Annotated in this window: 15 protein-coding genes; 7 read left to right on the top strand and 8 right to left on the bottom strand. The window is 39.0% G+C overall.

What is annotated here, in order from left to right; genetic code table 11:
• Positions 1 to 4: 4 nt before the first annotated feature.
• On the bottom strand, positions 5 to 2,047 hold the full coding sequence (locus B9A58_RS19500; RefSeq protein WP_245827121.1) for a carboxy terminal-processing peptidase: 2,043 nt from the start codon (positions 2,045 to 2,047) through the stop codon (positions 5 to 7).
• A gap of 200 nt (positions 2,048 to 2,247) precedes the next feature.
• Here B9A58_RS19500 and B9A58_RS19495 point away from each other — a divergent pair, with 200 nt between their 5' ends.
• The 3 genes from B9A58_RS19495 to B9A58_RS19485 all read left to right on the top strand — a co-directional run bounded on the left by B9A58_RS19495 (position 2,248) and on the right by B9A58_RS19485 (position 5,321).
• The gene (locus B9A58_RS19495; protein WP_084374571.1) at positions 2,248 to 3,099 is read left to right on the top strand and encodes a transketolase; all 852 of its coding nucleotides are present in this window, start codon (positions 2,248 to 2,250) and stop codon (positions 3,097 to 3,099) included.
• Positions 3,100 to 3,112: 13 nt separating this feature from the next.
• Positions 3,113 to 4,072, top strand: a complete 960-nt coding sequence (locus B9A58_RS19490; RefSeq protein ID WP_084374569.1) for a transketolase family protein — start codon at positions 3,113 to 3,115, stop codon at positions 4,070 to 4,072.
• A 64-nt stretch (positions 4,073 to 4,136) separates the two neighbouring features.
• A complete protein-coding gene (locus B9A58_RS19485; protein WP_084374568.1) occupies positions 4,137 to 5,321 on the top strand; it encodes an aspartate aminotransferase family protein in 1,185 nt (394 codons plus the stop codon).
• 9 nt (positions 5,322 to 5,330) lie between these two features.
• Here B9A58_RS19485 and B9A58_RS19480 read toward each other — a convergent pair whose 3' ends face one another.
• The 5 genes from B9A58_RS19480 to B9A58_RS19460 form a co-directional block, all read right to left on the bottom strand.
• Complete coding sequence (locus B9A58_RS19480; RefSeq protein ID WP_084374567.1) at positions 5,331 to 6,500, bottom strand: aspartyl protease family protein; 1,170 nt, start codon at positions 6,498 to 6,500, stop codon at positions 5,331 to 5,333.
• 195 nt (positions 6,501 to 6,695) lie between these two features.
• Positions 6,696 to 8,579, bottom strand: a complete 1,884-nt coding sequence (locus B9A58_RS19475; RefSeq protein WP_084374566.1) for a M23 family metallopeptidase — start codon at positions 8,577 to 8,579, stop codon at positions 6,696 to 6,698.
• A complete protein-coding gene (locus tag B9A58_RS19470; protein WP_084374564.1) occupies positions 8,566 to 9,174 on the bottom strand; it encodes a fumarylacetoacetate hydrolase family protein in 609 nt (202 codons plus the stop codon). Before B9A58_RS19470 ends, B9A58_RS19475 begins: the two co-directional genes overlap by 14 nt.
• Before the next feature lie 206 nt (positions 9,175 to 9,380).
• Positions 9,381 to 10,436 (bottom strand): formylglycine-generating enzyme family protein, encoded by a 1,056-nt coding sequence (locus B9A58_RS19465; RefSeq protein WP_221407886.1) that lies wholly within the window; start codon positions 10,434 to 10,436, stop codon positions 9,381 to 9,383.
• Between the two features lie 37 nt (positions 10,437 to 10,473).
• On the bottom strand, positions 10,474 to 11,682 hold the full coding sequence (locus B9A58_RS19460) for a cation:proton antiporter domain-containing protein (RefSeq protein ID WP_084374561.1): 1,209 nt from the start codon (positions 11,680 to 11,682) through the stop codon (positions 10,474 to 10,476).
• A 231-nt stretch (positions 11,683 to 11,913) separates the two neighbouring features.
• Here B9A58_RS19460 and B9A58_RS19455 point away from each other — a divergent pair, with 231 nt between their 5' ends.
• From B9A58_RS19455 to B9A58_RS19445, 3 genes are read left to right on the top strand one after another with little or no spacing between them, the layout of a single operon-like run.
• The gene (locus B9A58_RS19455; RefSeq protein ID WP_084374559.1) at positions 11,914 to 12,351 is read left to right on the top strand and encodes an ATP-dependent zinc protease family protein; all 438 of its coding nucleotides are present in this window, start codon (positions 11,914 to 11,916) and stop codon (positions 12,349 to 12,351) included.
• Positions 12,348 to 13,247, top strand: coding sequence for a 30S ribosomal protein S6--L-glutamate ligase (gene rimK, locus B9A58_RS19450; RefSeq protein ID WP_084374557.1), 900 nt, complete (start codon positions 12,348 to 12,350; stop codon positions 13,245 to 13,247). The genes B9A58_RS19455 and rimK overlap by 4 nt, the downstream gene beginning before the upstream one ends.
• 3 nt (positions 13,248 to 13,250) lie before the next feature.
• Positions 13,251 to 14,204, top strand: coding sequence for a succinylglutamate desuccinylase/aspartoacylase family protein (locus tag B9A58_RS19445; RefSeq protein ID WP_084374556.1), 954 nt, complete (start codon positions 13,251 to 13,253; stop codon positions 14,202 to 14,204).
• A gap of 51 nt (positions 14,205 to 14,255) precedes the next feature.
• Here B9A58_RS19445 and B9A58_RS19440 read toward each other — a convergent pair whose 3' ends face one another.
• Positions 14,256 to 16,691: an ABC transporter permease gene (locus tag B9A58_RS19440; protein WP_084374555.1), complete on the bottom strand. Its 2,436-nt coding sequence runs from the start codon at positions 16,689 to 16,691 to the stop codon at positions 14,256 to 14,258.
• Between the two features lie 118 nt (positions 16,692 to 16,809).
• Complete coding sequence (locus tag B9A58_RS19435; RefSeq protein ID WP_084374554.1) at positions 16,810 to 17,295, bottom strand: hypothetical protein; 486 nt, start codon at positions 17,293 to 17,295, stop codon at positions 16,810 to 16,812.
• 181 nt (positions 17,296 to 17,476) lie between these two features.
• Between B9A58_RS19435 and miaB the strand changes: the two genes are divergently transcribed.
• The gene (miaB, locus tag B9A58_RS19430; RefSeq protein ID WP_084374553.1) at positions 17,477 to 18,934 is read left to right on the top strand and encodes a tRNA (N6-isopentenyl adenosine(37)-C2)-methylthiotransferase MiaB; all 1,458 of its coding nucleotides are present in this window, start codon (positions 17,477 to 17,479) and stop codon (positions 18,932 to 18,934) included.
• The last annotated feature ends 1 nt before the right edge of the window (position 18,935 follow it).

The following is an 18,935-nucleotide window of genomic DNA, read 5'->3' as shown; positions in this document are numbered from 1 at the left end:
GATATTATTTAATCAACTCTGCTAACAAACGAAGACCTTCTTTCAGATAGGGGTCTTCACGAAGCTTCTTTTGATCCTCCTCAGATGTGGAGTATTCCTGATAGATTTTACCCGCAGACTCAGAAAGTTTTTTCTGTATGTCGCTTTCCTCCTCGTTTTTATTTTGCTCGTTTTGTCTCTCATCTAGATTTAAAGAAAGTTCATTTCGTTCTTGATTAGCTTTCATTTTAGCAATATCCTCTGTCAGGTTTTTCAAATCTATATCTGTCTTCAAATCCTCATTGTATAGCGTCCTGAGATTGTCAATGATTTGTGCTGAAATCGAATGAGTCGGTTTGTAGTACGAAGTTGGAATCTGATCCCATTTCAAGGCATTGGGTCTTGAGCTCTCGCCAAACTCCTCAGCATCAAATGCCGAAGGAAATTCTATATCAGGGGTTACACCTATATTTTGCGTACTGCTACCAGATACTCTGTAGTACTTTGATAAAGTGAATTTCAGGTTGCCCATTTTTTCCGGGTAATTCGGGTAATACCTGTTGAACCCAGCCATCTGCTGCACAGTCCCCTTACCAAAGGTAGTTTCGCCAATAATCACACCTCGTTCATAATCCTGAATAGCAGCACTGAAAATCTCTGAAGCAGATGCTGAGAAACGATTAACCAATACCGCCAAAGGGCCATCATAAACAACACCACCATTGCTGTTCTTTTGAACTTCAATTTGATTGTTGCTATGTTTTACCTGTACTACAGGGCCCTGGTCGATAAACAAACCCGTTAGATTTATAGCTTCAGGCAATGCCCCTCCACCATTATATCTGAGATCAATCATGATACCATCTACATTTTGGGATTGCAGGTCTTTGATCAATTTTTCCACATCACGAGATACACTACGATAATCGGGCACGCCATTTCTTGCATCTTCAAAGTTCATATAAAAATTAGGAATGGTGATCACACCCAAGTTGTACACTCTATTTCCTTTAGATATTGGAATCATCTCAGCTTTGGCAGATTCGTCTTCCAGATTAATCTTTTCTCTAATCAAGATCACTTCATTGATCAAAGCTTCCTCTCCTCTTTTTAAGTATTGGAGCCTTACTGTACTTCCTTTGGGTCCACGAATAAGCTGAACGACGTCTTGAAGTCTCCACCCTATCACATCTACATAATCTTCATCGCCCTGGGCTACGCCTATAATTTTATCATCCTTTTGTAATTGCTTGGATTTGTAAGCTGGCCCACCTGCAATCACTTCATTGATTACTGTATAATCCATACTTTGTGTCAATCGCGCGCCTATTCCTTCTAAAGAAAGGTTCATATTGATATTAAAGTTTTCTGATGAAATGGGCGAAAAATAATTGGTATGCGGATCATAAGTCTCCGCAACTGCATTCATGAAAAATTGAAATACATCATCAGAATTGTATTGATTGATGCCTTTTTGATAGCGTTGATACCTTTTGGTTAAAGTTTCTTTGACTCCATCATCATCCTTTCCTGACAACTTCAAACTCAGTGCCTGGCTTTTTATGATCTTTCTCCATCGTTCGTTGATTTCTGTATCTGATGTGGCCCAGGCCAAATTTTCATTATCAAGTGCTATAGACTCTTCTTTTGTAAAGTCGAAACCTTCGTCTATCAAGGTTTGAATGTATGTGATTCGTGCATCAGCTCTTTCTCTAAATATTCTAAAAATCTGAAAAGCAACATCTACATTTCGAGCCTTAAGATCATCGTCCAACTGATATTTATATTTAGTGAAATAGTCTATATCAGCTTTGGTAAAGTAAGCTTTATTATCATCTAGGGAAGCCAAGAAATTCTCAAAAATGACAGCCGACAAGGAATCGTTCATGTCGATTTTGAGATAATGATATCTATTCAAAATATCCATGGTCAACCCAATTTCCATCGCGTGCTTTTGAGCGGGTTGCAATACAGTGACTGAATCCTTGAGTATAAATGCCTGCGACGAAAAGGCAACCAGTCCCAACAAACCAACAATAACTAACTTCTTCAATTCCTTCAAATTCATATTAAATTCAATTTTTCTTAACCTCCAATAGAAGGTAAATATGGGCTATATCAACGATATAAACTGACATAGAGGTGTGTTTTGTCATCATTTTATTTAGGCGGTCAGTCAAGATTATCAGAAACTTAGGGATATCTTTTCATTTCATCTGGCATGTCACTGCTTTCTATTATATCTTCGCGTCAAAAATCTCTTTCCTCATGGATAAGTATCCAGACATAGAAAAATTAAAATCAATCGCAAGCCAAGTCCGACGTGATATCGTACGTATGGTCCATGGCGCACAATCCGGTCATCCGGGTGGTTCTTTAGGCTGTACTGATTATCTGGTCGCCTTGTATTTTCACATCATGAATCATGACAAAGGGTTCAATCCAGATGCTCAAGATGAAGATTTGTTCTTCTTGTCGAATGGCCATATATCACCTGTATTTTACAGTGTATTGGCACGTAGTGGATACTTTGATGTAAAAGAATTGGCAACATTCAGAAAGCTTAACGCTCGCCTTCAAGGACATCCTGCAACAGAAGAAGGTCTTCCAGGAATCAGAATCGCTTCTGGGTCTTTGGGACAAGGCTTATCTGTATCTATTGGCGCTGCACTGACCAAGAAAATCAACGGAGATAAATCCACAGTATTCACACTCATGGGAGATGGTGAATTGCAAGAGGGTCAAATCTGGGAAGCAGCCATGTTTGCTGCAAGTAATAAGGTGGACAACCTAATAGCTGCAGTGGACTTTAATGGTCAGCAGATCGACGGCCCTACTTCGGAAGTAAATGACATGGGTGATTTGAAAGCCAAATGGGAAGCGTTTGGATGGACAGTAATCGAGGCCAATGGCAACGAAATGGAAGACATTGTTTCTAACCTAAAATTAGCCAAGTCACTTTCTAAAAAAGAGAAGCCCATTCTGATCCTTATGAAAACAGAAATGGGCGCTGGTGTAGACTTTATGGAAGGCACGCATAAATGGCACGGTATTGCTCCTAATGACGAAGACTTACAAAATGCCTTGGGACAATTGGAAGAAACCTTGGGTGATTACTAAATCTTGACTGAAGATGACTAAATATACATACACAGAAAAAAAAGACACAAGATCAGGATTTGGTGCTGGACTAGTAGAAGCAGGAAAAAACAATCCAAATGTAGTCGCGCTTTGTGCAGACTTGATTGGTTCATTGAAAATGGGTGATTTCATTAAGGAATTTCCAGAAAGATTTGTCCAGGTAGGGATTGCAGAAGCTAATATGATGGGCATTGCTGCCGGCATGACCATTGGTGGTAAAATTCCATTTACAGGAACATTCGCCAACTTCTCTACCAGTAGAGTTTATGACCAGATCAGACAATCCATTGCTTATTCTGAAAAGAATGTGAAAATATGTGCATCTCATGCTGGGCTAACTCTTGGAGAAGATGGCGCTACCCATCAGGTGCTAGAAGACATTGGCATGATGAAAATGTTGCCCAACATGACGGTAATCAACCCATGTGATTACAATCAAACTAAAGCTGCTACCTTGGCGCTTGTCGATCATGTAGGCCCCGCCTACTTGAGATTTGGACGTCCGGCATGGCCAATCTTCACTGATCCCAAACAGAAATTTGAGATTGGTAAAGCCATCAATTTTGTAGAAGGTTCAGATGTATCCATATTCGCGACAGGTCACATGCTGTGGTTAGCGATAGAAGCTGAAGAAGTATTGGCTGAACAGGGCATTTCTGCAGAAATCATCAATATCCACACAATCAAACCTTTAGATGCTGAGGCAATACTAAAATCAGTTGAAAAAACGGGTTGTGCGGTCTCAGCTGAAGAACACCAAATTGCAGGTGGACTTGGAGAAAGCATTGCTTCCCTCCTTGCCAGAACTAATCCTAAACCATTAGAGATTGTTGGCGTCAATGATTCATTTGGTGAAAGTGGTAAGCCTGTAGAACTTTTGGCGAAATATGGTTTAAGTGTAGAAAATATTGTAGACTCTGCTAAAAAAGCCATCGCAAGAAAGAACGCATAAGACAAACAATAACAACATCGCTGAGCTGCCTGAATTATACTAAATTTAGGCAGCTTTTTTATTTATGAACAACAGACAACTATTCCTCAAACACCTTGGTCAAACGTCAGAATTCCCACTTTCGCTAGAAATTGAAAAGGCGGAAGGATTGTACATGTACGATAAAGACAACAAGGCCTATCTCGACCTCATTTCAGGCATTGGCGTAAGCTCAATTGGCCATAGACATCCTAAGGTTATTGAAGCAATCAAGGAGCAACTAGACAAGCATCTGCACGTGATGGTCTATGGGGAGTTTGTTACCGCATCCCAGGTACAATTGGCACACGCCATATCTGAGACGCTACCTGACCATCTTGACAATATCTTCTTGGTCAATTCAGGAAGTGAGGCTACTGAAGGTGCCTTAAAACTTGCCAAAAGACATACTGGTAGGAGTAAAATCGTTTCATTTGAAAATGCCTATCATGGTTCTACTTCTGGTGCTTTATCTATTGCTGGCGACGAAAAACTAAAGGAGCCCTTCCGACCACTATTGCCTGATATTCACCAAATTCGATTTGGTGAATCCAGTGATATTGATTGCATTGACAGGGATACAGCTGCAGTTATTATTGAGACCGTGCAAGGAGAAGCTGGCGTCAGGCACGCTAGTTCTGAGTATTTTGAGTCCTTAAGAGCTAAATGTACGGAAACAGGAGCCTTGTTGATCATGGACGAAATTCAATGTGGTTTTGGTCGAACAGGTAAATTCTGGGCTTTCGAGCATTATGGAGTATCTCCTGACATATTACTTTGTGCCAAAGGCATGGGAGGTGGTATGCCCATTGGTGGTTTCGTCTCCTCCAAGTCTATCATGCATGATTTAACGCACGATCCTGTTTTAGGACATATTACTACGTTTGGAGGTCATCCAGTAAGTGCTGCCGCATCTTTAGCTACTGTGAAAGTACTTCTAGAAGAAAAGCTTATAGAGACTGTAGAAGAAAAAGAAAAACTCTTTCTGACACTTTTAAAACATAAAAAGATAAAAGAGGTTCGAAGTATGGGACTGATGATGGCTGTCGAATTCGAGTCATTTGAATATCTGGATCAGCTTATTCACAAATTACTAAAAGAGGGCATACTGACAGATTGGTTTTTATTTTGTGACAACTCTATGCGAATTGCTCCACCTCTTACGATTACATTTGAAGAAATAAAAATGGCTTGTAATAAAATATTACAAGCCATTGATCACTTGGATTGAATCGATTACTTATAGCATTGCTTTCAATTCCATTTCTATTTCTTCTCCGTCTATAGTGACAATTACTGTTTCGCCGTCTTGAGAAAATATCTCTCTCAATTTGGCTAACCCAAGGCCTACAGCATCTTCTCCATCTACAGCCTCAATGTTTGCGTCAACCTCGATGCCAGCCTCATAGGCAGGACTGTTATCAAATACCTTATGCACTAAAACCTTAGACTTATCCTTACTTAGCTGTAACTCCACACCTGAAGCGTTTACAGGAAACGGTTCATCATAAGACTTAGCTGCTTCCCAGTACATTTTCTTTTCACCATAGTTATAAACAATGTTGAATTTGCTCAATAAACCGCCACCAATGATGCCAGATATCTTCTTGTGATTCTGAATTCCATGTTTGGCATGACTCAATCCAACTGGCATATTGTCAAATGAAAACCCTTCAAACTGAAATGATTTTACTCTACCTCTGTGATGCTCATATTCGGTATCACCAAGACCTGCTACCAAATAGATGTAGCTATCACCTACCTTTGATGCCAGTCCATTAGTTTCTACAAAAGGTGTGTTAAAATCAACAGTGGCTTTTGCTCCTGTATCAATGAAAAACTCCCCTTTCACTTGTTCTCCGTTACTCAAAGTAACCTGACCAGCAATATGAGGAATAAAGGAAGTGAGGTTGATACTCATCAACTTCCCTGTTCCTTTGTATTTGTAATTTTTCGGATTGTAGAGTTCAATTGTTTTGGTATCGAAGTTCATGGAAACCACATAGTTATTCAAAATATCGTATCCGATAATTCCGTCTATGTTTCTTCCTATACTGATCTCCAAATGACTCAAAGATGTTTCGTACACCTTGATATTGTGTACTGGAGCACCTCCTACTGTCAGTTCATTGTGCTTGACCAACTTACCACTAATTGTACCTTCAGCACTGGTAGTGGTCGCATTCGAACCAGAAGTCATTCCTAACTCTTTTGCTCTATCAATATTCAAAACAGTCAGTCCATCTCCTGTATCAAAAATAAAATCCAATTCTTCTGAATTATTGACTTTCACCTTTATGAACGAATGATCGCCATATTGTTCAAAAGGAAAACTTGCCACTGGCTTTTGGGCCAATGCTACACCAGTATATAGTACTGCCGCTATTGCTATTCCAATTTTTCTTTTCATTATTTAATAGTTTTTAGAAGTGATCAAATCAAAATTTTGATGTTTTCTATTCCCGAATAGAATCGAGAATTTTTCATCAACCTATGATTTGTCATAAGTGCATGAAATTAATCTCTATTCATCGAATATCAAAACACGCTCAACAATTTAATTAGCTATGATTCACGCTTACATATCAGAGATTATGCCAAAAATTTAATAGGTGACTTCAAATCGTGTGATATTATTCGCATTATCCTTGACAGCTAAAGAAAACTGCCCCTTAACCACAACCGTCTCGTCTGACCAAACATAGCCACTTTTGGCATCATGATTCATTAACAACCAGCGGCCGTTCAGCGTAGCACGTACAGAGTGAATGCCCGACATTTCATCCTCAATCTTGAACTTGACTCTGCCCATACGAGAAGACTTTTCAACAATGACTGGTGGAACGGAATCAGTTGCAATAGTAAAAGGAACTAAATCCCTTGTTTTGAATACCATTTCATCACCTTCCCACTCACCTCCTACATAACTCAGTTCGTCTCTACCATTTATTGCATACACGCCCGATTGTACAAAATCATAAACGCCTTGGGGCTTAAGGTAAACGGTGACAAACTGACGCAAAGGAGTCGTTGGGTTATCCAGTTCAAATACTTCAAGACCATTTGGCTTTTGTAGCCTTTGATAGTGAATATAAGCCGTATCAAACAATGCATAAGTAGGGAATGAAACTCGAATATCCTCTCCTTCCCATTTTATCTTTTGATCAGAAGGAACCATACCTGCCAGATTGAATTTATAAGCTGCCTCACAGAGTTGTGCTGAGTCAGGTAGTCCGTGACGGAGATCCCATAAGAAGTGATGAGTTGTGTTTGTGTAGTAGGCCATATCTACCTTTTTCGGTTTTCCAGAAACATAGAAAACTGCATCACAGTACCCTTCTTTACTTTCGATTTCAAGCCAATTGCCCCAAACATCAAATCCTTTTGTATCCAAACCATACGTATGTTTGGCTTCACGGCTCCTTTCAAAGCCATTGTCATTAATCTTGATATTTACCTGATTAATATTACCATATGCATCTTCAAGTCTGATATCAATCTGATGCTCCATGGGATCAAATATTCGTAGTATTCCTGAACGATCATTGGTAGCGTAGAATTTGAGTTTGTTGCCATCATCCAGATATAGCTTATTAAACCTTCTACCCCCTTCTCTCGATCGTTTGTAATTGGTATGCACCAGAATATTTCTTTGAGTACTGAAGTTCAACTGATCAATTTTTTGGGTAAAAGTTGGCTTACCGTCAAACAGCATTGTTTGGTATCGTATACCATTACGATTTCTGGCACCATCAAATTTATCATAGGCATAAATCTCAACTCCAATATTGCCAAACAAGGAGACACCCTCCTCGATAGAAGCATTTCCACTTTCATCAGTTACTACGTCAAACTCAACCCGTCCCCACATGCCGTTTACTCGAGCATGTTCATCCATAGTTATAAAGGCAACTGATGCCAATACTGGTGGGGTTCTGTCAACAATTTCGTCAAATCCATAGTCCAATGGATCCAACGCACGGTGCCTAAGATTTCTTACTTCAAAATGAAGATGAGGGCCTGAAGAAGATCCTGAATTACCCGAAAGAGCAATTAGATCTCCCTTTTCGAACACAAATTGATTTTTAGTTGGATAGAGATCAACTTGAAAAGATTCTTCAGCATACTGCTGAGTTCTCACATAGTCAGCTATGTCATTATTGAATGATTTAAGATGAGCGTATACCGTGACGGTACCATTTTGTGGATGAACCAAATAGAGGGCATTGCCATACCCTCCTGTAGCCACTCTGATTCTCTGGATATAACCATCTGCTGCAGCATAGATAGGTAGGCCTGTGATCCCACTTGTTTTAATATCCAAACCACTATGAAAATGTGAGGAACGAAGTTCTGACATGGTACCTGCCAGATAGTTTTCTTGCTTCGGCCGAACCGGAAACATAAAATCACCACGCTGAGGAGCCACTTGAGTGAAAGCCTCAAAGCTTAAAATAATTAAAAGGAAAAGGATTTTACTTAATTTCAAAATCCATCATCTTTTCGTCCTCAATAAATGCTTCTAGCCTTTGTCCTATTTTCACAGGCCCTACCCCTTCTGGAGTACCTGTGAAAATGATGTCTCCTTTCTTCAACATAAAAAATTTAGACACATAAGAAATGATATAATCTATACTGAATAGCATCATGAAAGTATTGCCTACTTGCACATTTTCACCCTCCTTTTTTAGACTGAAGTTCAGATTGGATAAATCAAATTTAGATTTTGGTACAAACTCAGAAATTGGAGCCGATCCGTTAAACCCTTTGGCCAAATCCCAGGGCAATCCTTTGGCCTTAGCCTTGGCTTGCAAGTCTCTTGCTGTAAAATCTACTCCTATACCAATCTCTTCGTAATACTTATGAGCAAATTTCTCATCAATGTTTTTTCCTACTTTGCAAATTTTGACTAAAATCTCTACTTCATGGTGGATGTCCTTAGAAAAATCCGGATAATAGAACGCCGCATTATTTTTCAATATGGCAGTCTCTGGCTTGCTAAAAACTAGTGGCTCGTCTGGTCTTTCATTGTTTAGCTCCTCTATATGCTTTGCATAATTTCTTCCTATGGCGAGTATCTTCATTTTATTGTGGCTAAACTTTAATTTTAATCAATTATTAAATCGTGAAGATAAAATATTGCCAATCATAAACTAATAGGCGAGTCAAAAAAAATCCCTGAAGACCAGAGACTTGACTATTCTAATCAATGTCTTGTCTTGAACTAGGTTATCATAAATTCTACCAATAATTGATAGAGTTAATAACTGAAAACCAATACCCCAAAGGCTCAATTAATCACATCCCGTACACATCTAAATCCAAGATGCTCTTGCCCTGAATCTATGGCTGTGGCCATTCTGGCACTGGGTCTATAGTTACTACAATATTGATCACTGCATAAAAATGATCCTCCCTTGATTACTCGTTTAGGGACTTGTGGCTCTTGAGGATCAAAGCTGGATTCTGGACCTGTTGGATTGCGGCAAACTGTTATGGACTTATTTTTAGTTAACAGATGACTGTCTGGTCGATACCAATTAGCTGTCCACTCCCATACATTACCAATCATATCATAGAGACCATAGCCATTAGGAGGATAACTTTTCACTGGAGCTGTTTTATCGAATCCATCCAGAACGGTGTTACCACCTGGGAAGATCCCTTGGAAAAAATTGGCTAAATACTGTCCATCAGGCGTCAGCTCTTCCCCCCAAGCAAAGGACTGTTGAGAACCACCACGTGCCGCATATTCCCACTCTGCTTCCGTTGGCAATCTTTTACCAGCCCACTTAGCATAGGCTTCAGCATCCTCATAAGCAATATGAACCACTGGATGATTCTCTTTCCCTTCTATATTGCTCTGAGAACCATAAGGATGCAACCAGTCTGACCCGGTCTGCCAAGCCCACCATTGAGAAATATCATACAAATTGGCTACTTCAGGCATTGGAGCAAATATGAGAGAACCTGGCATCAAAAGTGAGTCCGCAGGCCTCTCCACTCCTTCAGGTAGTTGTTTTTTCAGTTCTTCCCAGTCTACAGGACGTTCTGCAATAGTTTGGTATCCAGTAGCATTTACAAAATCTCTAAACTGCGCATTTGTCACCTCAGTCACGTCCATATAAAACCCAGAAAGCTCCACTGCAAATTCAGGTCCTTCTACCGTACTGGCCTCCTCTCCTTCATTGCCCATCACAAAAGCCCCTTCAGGAATATAAACCATTCCTTCAGGAGGCGGTGGTTGTTTAGTACTTGCTTTCGCCTGATGATCAGTTGCTGATTGCTTTGAAGTACAAGCCCATAGACTTAGCAACATGACTACTATGCTATTGAAATTTTTCATTCCGTTTTTTGACTGCATTTCAAATTTCTAAATTATACTATTTATCCCATTCTTGCCCATCAACTGCTTCGATTTCACTCACCTCTTCTGTAGAGGTAATCATAATTCCAATTGCCATTACCACAGCCGTTAATAATATGATTTGAATAATCAATGAATTGTTTACAAATGGAATTTGCTGAGCAGGCTCAATACTCAAAAAAAGAAGAATAGTAATCAAACCTCGCGGAGCCACAAACAACAAAGGTTTAAAGGCTAGTCTGGATATGCGCAACTGCAAACTTCGTGCGAGAACGAAAAAAGCAACTATTCCAATGGACCAAATCAGTGTTTGTAAATTCAAGATATCTGAAGTTTCTAAAAGGAAACCAAAAAGAATGAAAAACAGTGCTCGAACTAAAAAAGCCAGTTCTATGGTTAGATCTTTAAATTTTTCACTTTCCACTTCCAATACTTCGAGTTTGAATTTATCTATCCAGGCAAACCATCTGAGCCTATCAATATTCCCTATAAATAGGCCAAAAATCAGAATAAATATAAGTGCAGGCAGGTGATAAATCTTTAGTACTGTATAAATCAAAATAACCAACAAAATGATAGGTATGAATTTGATATGATGATCAATGCGGCTAATGAGCATAGAAAGGCCTATAGTAGCAACAAAGGAAATAACGATAATGGCTACCAATTGAATACTAAAATGACCAAACGAGGAAACACCTATACTTTCGTACAACAGCACAAAATTGAAAAACAAAACCCCCAAAATGTCCGAAAGGCTACTTTCATAAATCACAAACTCACGGTCAAATTCGGAAAGGTTGGAGACACTTGGTACAGCAATGGCACTGCTGATGATACACAGTGGAATTGCATTAGTCAAACACCTCAAAAAAGAGTAGTCACCCAACAATGAAAATGCATAAGCCAGAATCACAGACAAGATCACCATAGAAAGCAAGGCACCTAAAAATGACTGCTTTATCAATGGCAACTTTGATTTGTTCAACCTCAATTCCAACGACCCTTCCAAAACGATCAAAATCAAGCCAGCTGTGGCAAGTACTGGTAAAATAGCTGATAGATTAGGCACTTTTACCTCCAAAAATTCAGTCCCTTGCTTAAGAGCCCAGCCCAGTGCCAGTAATAAAATCACAGACGGAATTTTAGTACGAGCTGAGGTCAGGTTAAACAAGTAGGCAATTAACAATAGAGAACAAAATGTGATTATAATGGCTGTGGTCATTTTTTTATGCTTAGACGTGTTGGTTCCTTATTTTAGTGCGCAATCGTTTTATGCAAAATAGCATTTTTATTTCCATTGACGAATAATTAAAACTCTTCCTTAAGACGACTTTTTGCGACTAAATATTTCATCAAAATAAAACCTTGGGTATGAGCTGCAAATCGTTTAGGCAAACTAACTTGTCCCAAAAAAAAAGAACTGAACGTTGATTATTAAACTTGGCTTTTGACCATGGAGAAAATTACAATTGGACGAATAGATAAAATTGATTTACCAGAATTTGGATTAGAAAACATAGAGGCTAAAATCGATACAGGAGCCAATAGATCTTCCATCCATTGTTCTAAAATAGAGCACAAAGATTTTGAAGGGGTAGACAGCATTGTTTTTAGTATCCCTTTGGATGGAAGTGGCGAAGAAAACTCATTCCACAGTGCCGATTTTTTCAAGAAAAAAATTAAAAGCTCGTCAGGTCACGTAGAAGAACGCTATATTATAAAAACGACCGTGGTACTTTTCAACAAACGCTTCAAAACAACTTTTTCCCTAACAGATCGGACTGAAATGAAGTACCCCATTCTATTAGGCAGAAAATTACTTGTCGGACACTTTAAAGTAGATGTTCAACTAAAAGATTTATCATTCAAATTAAAAAACACACAAAAATGAAAATAGGCATTCTATCAAGAAATCCTAAGCTATACTCTACTCGCAGATTACTTGAAGCTATAACAAATAGAGGTCATGAAGGTGTAATCATTGATCACCTCAAATGCGACATCATTGTCGAAGAAAGTGGTCCGTCCATTTACTATCAAGGTAAAAAACTGGAGGATGTGGATGCCATCATTCCTAGGATAGGCGCATCAGTCACATTCTATGGGACTGCTGTAGTGAGACAATTTGAAATGATGAAAGTATTCTCTGCTGTCAGTTCCCTGGCCATTACAAGATCGAGAGACAAATTGAGAAGTCTTCAGATACTATCCAGATCTGGCATAGGTATGCCCAAGACAGCATTCACCAATTTTTCCAAAGAAGAAAACAATACCATAGATCATGTGGGTAACGCACCTTTGGTCATTAAACTATTAGAAGGGACACAAGGATTGGGTGTAGTACTCGCAGAATCCAAAAAGGCGGCCAAATCTGTAGTAGAAGCCTTTGAAGGTTTAAAAGCCAGAGTAATACTTCAGGAATTTATTGAAGAGTCTGGTGGAGCTGATATTCGAGCCTTTATTGTAAATGGCGAGGTTGTGGGCGCTATGAAGAGACAAGGAAAAGAAGGTGAATTCCGGTCTAATCTTCACAGAGGCGGCAGTGCCAATATAATCAAACTCAAAAGAGCGGAGAAAACTGCTGCATTGAAAGCTGCAGAAGCCATGGGACTAAAAATAGCTGGCGTAGACATGCTACAGTCCAAAAGGGGGCCATTAATCCTTGAGGTCAATTCTTCTCCAGGATTGGAAGGCATAGAGAAGGCCACAGGGGTTGACATTGCCAGCAAAATAGTTGAGTATATTGAAAATGGAATGTCGAAAAAAAGAAAAAAAGTAGATGCCTGATTAATGGAGCTACAGGACATAAATATCGCAGGTATTACAATAGCACCTGGTGAGGAGAAGCAAATTGATGCTCAAATTGCCAAATTGCCTAGCCGAACCCCCATTGATATCCCAATCATTGTCAGTCGCTCCAAAAAACCAGGCCCTACCCTGCTCATCACTGGCGGTATGCATGGTGACGAAATCAATGGCATTGAAATCGTACGTAGAATAATTGCCAAAAAATATCATAGGCCACTCATTGGCAGTATGATTTGTATTCCTATCCTTAATGTTTATGGATTTATACAATTTTCCAGACAAACTGCTGATGGTGGCAAAGACATGAATAGGAGCTTTCCTGGCACAAGGAATGGCTCATTGGCCAGCCAGCTCGCCCATCGTCTGACTCAAGACATATTGCCCCTAATAGATTATGGTATAGATTTTCACACAGGAGGTGCACGAATCAATAACTACCCTCAAATCAGAGCGCAGCTTGATGACCCAAAAAACTTAGAATTAGCAAAAGCTTTTTCACCCAAGTTTATGATTCATTCACCCTTTAGGGAAAAATCGTTCAGAAAGGAAGCCGCCAAATCTGGTAAATCAATCTTGGTTTTTGAAGGTGGGGAATCACTCCGTCTGAGAAAACATGCGATTGATGTGGGTGTTGATGGATTGCTACGCGTGATGAAACATCTGAAAATGAGAAATGAAGCACCTGATTCCAAAGAAGATTCTTTTTTTATTAAAAAATCATCATGGGTTAGAGCGAAATCAGCGGGAATTTACCACTCATTTTTTAGGACAGGGGAATTTGTTGAAAAAGGAACAGTAGTTGGCCTAATCACTGGGCCTTATGGAGATTTCGAACATAAAATGAAAGCACCCATTTCTGGCTATGCCATTGCTATCAACAACAATCCAGTGATCAACAGAGGCGACGCGTTGATACATATAGGCGTAACAAACTAAAAAGAAAGCCGTGCCTGAGGGCACGGCCTAAACTCAACTTGAAATCAATGCTTATTCTTCTCTCAAGGATTGAACTGGATTTAACCTTGCAGCTTTCCATGATTGGAATCCCATTGTCAACCAGGCTATAGCAAAAGCCAAAATTCCTATTCCTATAAATGTTACTGGTTTAATCTCTGTTCTATAGGCAAAATCTTCTAACCAATATCCCATGGCAAAATAGGCTGCCGGAACCGCCAAAACGAAAGCAACTGCCACTAGCTTGATGAAATTTTTGGAGAGCATAAAAACAATGCCAGAGCTGGATGCTCCCAGTGCCTTTCTAATACCAATTTCTTTGGTTTTCTGTTCAGCCGTAAATGAAGCCAATCCAAACAACCCAAGACATGCGATCAAAATTCCCAGAATAGCAAAAACAGTGAAAATCTTTCCAATTTTCTGTTCTGCTTCATACATGCTATCAAACTTCTGATCCATGAAGCTATAGGTAAATGGTTGACCTGGTGCAATATCTGCCCATGTTTGCTCTATGTCAGCAATGGTCTGTTGAATATTTCCAGTATTGATTTTAAACATTGCAAAGCCTGTGCTCTTACCAAGAAAGAAAACCAACGGGGTAATATTATCTCGCAATGATTTGAAATGAAAGTCCTCCATCACTCCTATAATTTTAAAGTCTAAAACCTCTGGTTCCTCCTGACTTCCACCATAAGTATATATTTTATCACCAATAGGATTTTCATAGCCAAACATTTTAACTGCAGCTTTGTTGATCACCACGGAATTACTATCAGATAAAAATTCCTTAGAGAAAAATCTCCCTTTGGCCATCTCAATGCCGAGTGTTTCTATAAAGTCATGATCTACTTCTGCTAGATCAATCACCATACTTTGATCAGCCTCCCCTGATGGACTTTTGAAAAAGAGATCGCTGTTATTATTTCCACCAACAGGAGTGAAACTAGCTACAGTCGCATTTTCTACATTTATATTTCTCTTAACTTCGGTCTTGAATGTTTCTACTTTTTTATCCAATATCCAAGCATCCTCCACCATTAGAATTTGATCCTTATTAAAACCCAGTTTTTTGTTCTGAATAAATGAGAGTTGATCAAATACTACTGCTGTTCCGATCATCAGCACGATAGAAATGCTAAACTGAAATATCACAAGCAGACTTCTCAAGGCTCCGCTTTTCATTCCCAATTTCACTTTTCCTTTCAGTACTTCAGCAGGCTGAAATCTGGACAGATAAAATGCGGGATAACTCCCTGCAAACAATCCCACCACGAGCATGATCACAACCATGAGTAATACATAGGTACCATTGAATAGTTGAGCAACTGTAAGCTCCTTGGACGCCAGTTCATTGAAGGACGGCAAGAAAACTATAGTTAATAAATAAGCGATCAAAAAAGAGAAAAAACTAATGACCAGAGCTTCAGAAATAAACTGATAAATCAGCTGATTTTTGAGTGCGCCCATCACCTTTCTTACACCCACTTCTTTAGCTCTACTTGCGGATCTTGCTGTAGCCAGATTCATAAAATTGATGCAAGCCAGTAGCAGAATAAATATAGCAACCGCGGAAAAAATATAGATATAGCTGATGTCACTATTTGGAGCCAATTCGCCATCTTTATCAGAATGAAGGTGAATCATTTCCATAGGAAATAATGAAAAACCTACATTATTTCCAGCTTCTTTGAATTCAGCCAAGGACTGGCCGAAAAATTTTTGAATCAATGGGCCAATATATTTTTCAATCAATTCAGGGAAATTTTCCTCTAACTGTTTCGAATCAATTCCATCTTGAAATTTTATATAAGTGTTAAAACTGGTATTGACCCAATTCGTACTTTTAGCCCTTCTAGGAAAACTAGCCACTGAAAGAATGATGTTCTGTCGAAAATGAGAATTTTTAGGCAAGTCCTCATATACGCCAGTAACCTCATAATCAGTGGTATTGTCCAGTACCAATGTTTTTCCTACTGGATTGTCCTGGCCAAACATTTTCCTTGCAGTAGTCTGATCCATTACAAGTGTATTAGGTCTTACTAGAACAGTTTCTGGATTACCATGAATCATTGGCACTGTGAAAAATGAAAAGAAATTAGAGTCTGCCATGAGTACATGCTCTTCTTTAAAGGTTTTTTCAAAGCCTTTTTCTTTTATGAACCAATTGCCAGTGGCAGAAACTCGAATAGCATCTTTTACAATGGGATAATCATTCAATAAGGCTTGAGCCGCAGGAGCACCTACTTTACCAGCAATATGATCCGAGCCATTTAACTTTGCCGCAAAATCCACTCGATAAATATTCTCAGAATCCTTATGAAACGCATCAAATGAAAGTTCATCTGTCACAAAAAGTGAAATAACCATAAAACAGGACAAGCCAATGGATAAACCTAGGATGTTGAGAAAGGAATAAAACTTATGTTTCAATAAGTTTCTAAATGCAATGTTGATAAAATTTTTAAGCATAGTCTTTGAGTTTTGAGTTCACAATACTCCCAAGATGCAATTCCCTGAAAAAGGGTTGCATCCAGTTAATTATTTTTCATAAGACTACGCCACACCCCAAGCTGTTACAACATTTACACTAATTATTCAACTTCAATAATTCTTCTCCATTACTTCCATTGATAATGGTTAAGTCAACCACATCCATTAATTCAGGTGTTAGTCCTAAATCATATTGACTTAAGTCAAAATACAAGGTTGTCGACAGATATGCCTCACATGTATCGTCATTGGCATCATGATTTAAGATTACCGTATATCTAGGAGGATATATCATAGTCATCACCTCTGGCCAGATCAACTCGAAAGTATGTTCCTCACAGCCTCCACTGTAGGCTACATCTATAATCAGCGTGGTACTATCATTACTTAGTCCATTTAGCTGAAACATGTCAGAATAAGGATTATCGGTTTGCAGCTGCGCCCAAGCCTGATCAAAACTAACCTGATCCACAGTCACTACATGGTGGCCAACTTCCTCATCTACGACTTTAGCAGTGTCTGATTCGTCACAAGAAGTGGATAAAACAACGAGGGTAAGTAAGATAATTTGAAGATGTTTCATGATATATGTTTTTATTCTTTTCTAAGACCCTGAATTTTCTCATTAGGTTGGAATGATCCTCATTATCAATGTCTCTTGAGCCAAAATGGTTGTCACAAAAGAAATTTGATTTATGAATTAATAAGACCTGACATTTTGTCGCGTTTATTCTATCTTTGCAATCTTTAAAAAAGTACTACAGGTGAAAGAGATTATTGGCGACATTGATATTATTGACAACACACAAGAAAGTTGTGAGGTTGTAAATATTACAAAAGAGGAAAACAACATTGGTCAGAAGAAACTGTACATTGAAAGTTACGGCTGTCAAATGAATTTTTCAGACAGTGAAATTGTGTCTTCTATTTTGAAGAAAGAAGGATATACCACTACCTCTTCTATAGAAGAAGCAGATGTAACTTTTCTCAATACCTGCTCCATTCGTGAAAAAGCAGAAACCACAGTAAGAAATCGTCTAAGCGAAATCAATCAATACAAAAAGAAGAATCCTGAGTTGGTAATAGGCGTGCTAGGCTGCATGGCAGAAAGACTAAAATCTAAACTGCTGGAAGAAGAAAAAATTGTTGACCTGGTCGTAGGCCCTGATGCTTACAGAGAATTACCCAACATGCTGGATGAGGTAAGTACTGGGCAAAAGGCAGTCAACACCTTTCTTTCTAGAGAAGAAACCTATGACGACATTACTCCAGTAAGGTTGAACTCCAATGGTGTGACAGCATTTATCTCTATTATGAGGGGGTGTGATAATATGTGTTCTTTCTGTGTGGTACCATTTACGCGTGGTCGTGAAAGAAGTAGAGACCCATTTTCTGTAGTAAAAGAAGCACAAGATCTTTTTGACAAAGGTTATAGGGAAGTTACGCTTTTGGGGCAAAATGTAGACTCCTACAAATGGTCTGCCGAACAAAACAACAAGGCGCGATTAGAAAAAATTGAATCAACTGAGATTGTCAACTTTGCCAATCTATTAGAAATGGTGGCCAAAGTAAGCCCATTGTTGAGAGTTCGTTTTGCTACTTCACATCCCAAAGACATTACGGATGATGTACTGTACACCATGAAAAAATACGACAACCTCTGCAAATACATCCACTTCCCTGCCCAGAGTGGCAATTCCAGAATATTGGAAAGAATGAACCGCACCTATGACAGAGAATGGTACATCAGCAAGATTGATCGTATCAAGGAAATTTTGGGTGACGAATGCGCAATCTCTAGTGATATGATCTCGGGTTTCTGCGGCGAAACAGAGGAAGAGCATAAAGATACCTTGTCTTTGATGGAGTATGTAAAGTACGACTATTCATACATGTTCTTTTATTCTGAACGCCCAGGGACTTTGGCAGAAAAGAAATATGAAGATGATATCCCAATGGAGGTCAAAAAAAGAAGATTGACTGAAGTCATTAATCTTCAAAGAGAACTTTCTATAGCAAGAAACCAAAGGACAATAGGTAAGACATACAAAGTCTTGATTGAAGGATTCTCGAAAAGATCAAAAAGCCAACTACAGGGCAGAACCACTTGCAACCGTGTAGCAGTATTTGATGCAGGCAACCACAAAAAAGGTGAATATGTAAATGTGGTAGTGAATGACGTGACAACTGGAACCTTGCTAGCATCTGCAGTTGATAACTAAA

This window comes from Reichenbachiella faecimaris (genome assembly GCF_900176375.1).
Lineage (GTDB): Bacteria > Bacteroidota > Bacteroidia > Cytophagales > Cyclobacteriaceae > Reichenbachiella > Reichenbachiella faecimaris.
The sequence above is the reverse complement of the archived record's forward strand: the minus strand, read 5'-3'. Positions and strand labels throughout refer to the sequence as shown.

Bases quoted from the DNA above. Each gene is read 5' to 3' on its own strand.
- B9A58_RS19465 (WP_221407886.1), bottom strand. From the start codon at position 10,436: ATGAAAAATTTCAATAGCATAGTAGTCATGTTGCTAAGTCTATGGGCT.
- B9A58_RS19480 (WP_084374567.1), bottom strand. From the start codon at position 6,500: ATGAAAAGAAAAATTGGAATAGCAATAGCGGCAGTACTATATACTGGT.
- B9A58_RS19445 (WP_084374556.1), top strand. From the start codon at position 13,251: ATGGAGCTACAGGACATAAATATCGCAGGTATTACAATAGCACCTGGT.
- B9A58_RS19495 (WP_084374571.1), top strand. From the start codon at position 2,248: ATGGATAAGTATCCAGACATAGAAAAATTAAAATCAATCGCAAGCCAA.
- B9A58_RS19435 (WP_084374554.1), bottom strand. From the start codon at position 17,295: ATGAAACATCTTCAAATTATCTTACTTACCCTCGTTGTTTTATCCACT.
- B9A58_RS19470 (WP_084374564.1), bottom strand. From the start codon at position 9,174: ATGAAGATACTCGCCATAGGAAGAAATTATGCAAAGCATATAGAGGAG.
- B9A58_RS19440 (WP_084374555.1), bottom strand. From the start codon at position 16,691: ATGCTTAAAAATTTTATCAACATTGCATTTAGAAACTTATTGAAACAT.
- B9A58_RS19500 (WP_245827121.1), bottom strand. From the start codon at position 2,047: ATGAATTTGAAGGAATTGAAGAAGTTAGTTATTGTTGGTTTGTTGGGA.
- rimK (WP_084374557.1), top strand. From the start codon at position 12,348: ATGAAAATAGGCATTCTATCAAGAAATCCTAAGCTATACTCTACTCGC.
- B9A58_RS19455 (WP_084374559.1), top strand. From the start codon at position 11,914: ATGGAGAAAATTACAATTGGACGAATAGATAAAATTGATTTACCAGAA.
- B9A58_RS19460 (WP_084374561.1), bottom strand. From the start codon at position 11,682: ATGACCACAGCCATTATAATCACATTTTGTTCTCTATTGTTAATTGCC.
- B9A58_RS19490 (WP_084374569.1), top strand. From the start codon at position 3,113: ATGACTAAATATACATACACAGAAAAAAAAGACACAAGATCAGGATTT.
- B9A58_RS19485 (WP_084374568.1), top strand. From the start codon at position 4,137: ATGAACAACAGACAACTATTCCTCAAACACCTTGGTCAAACGTCAGAA.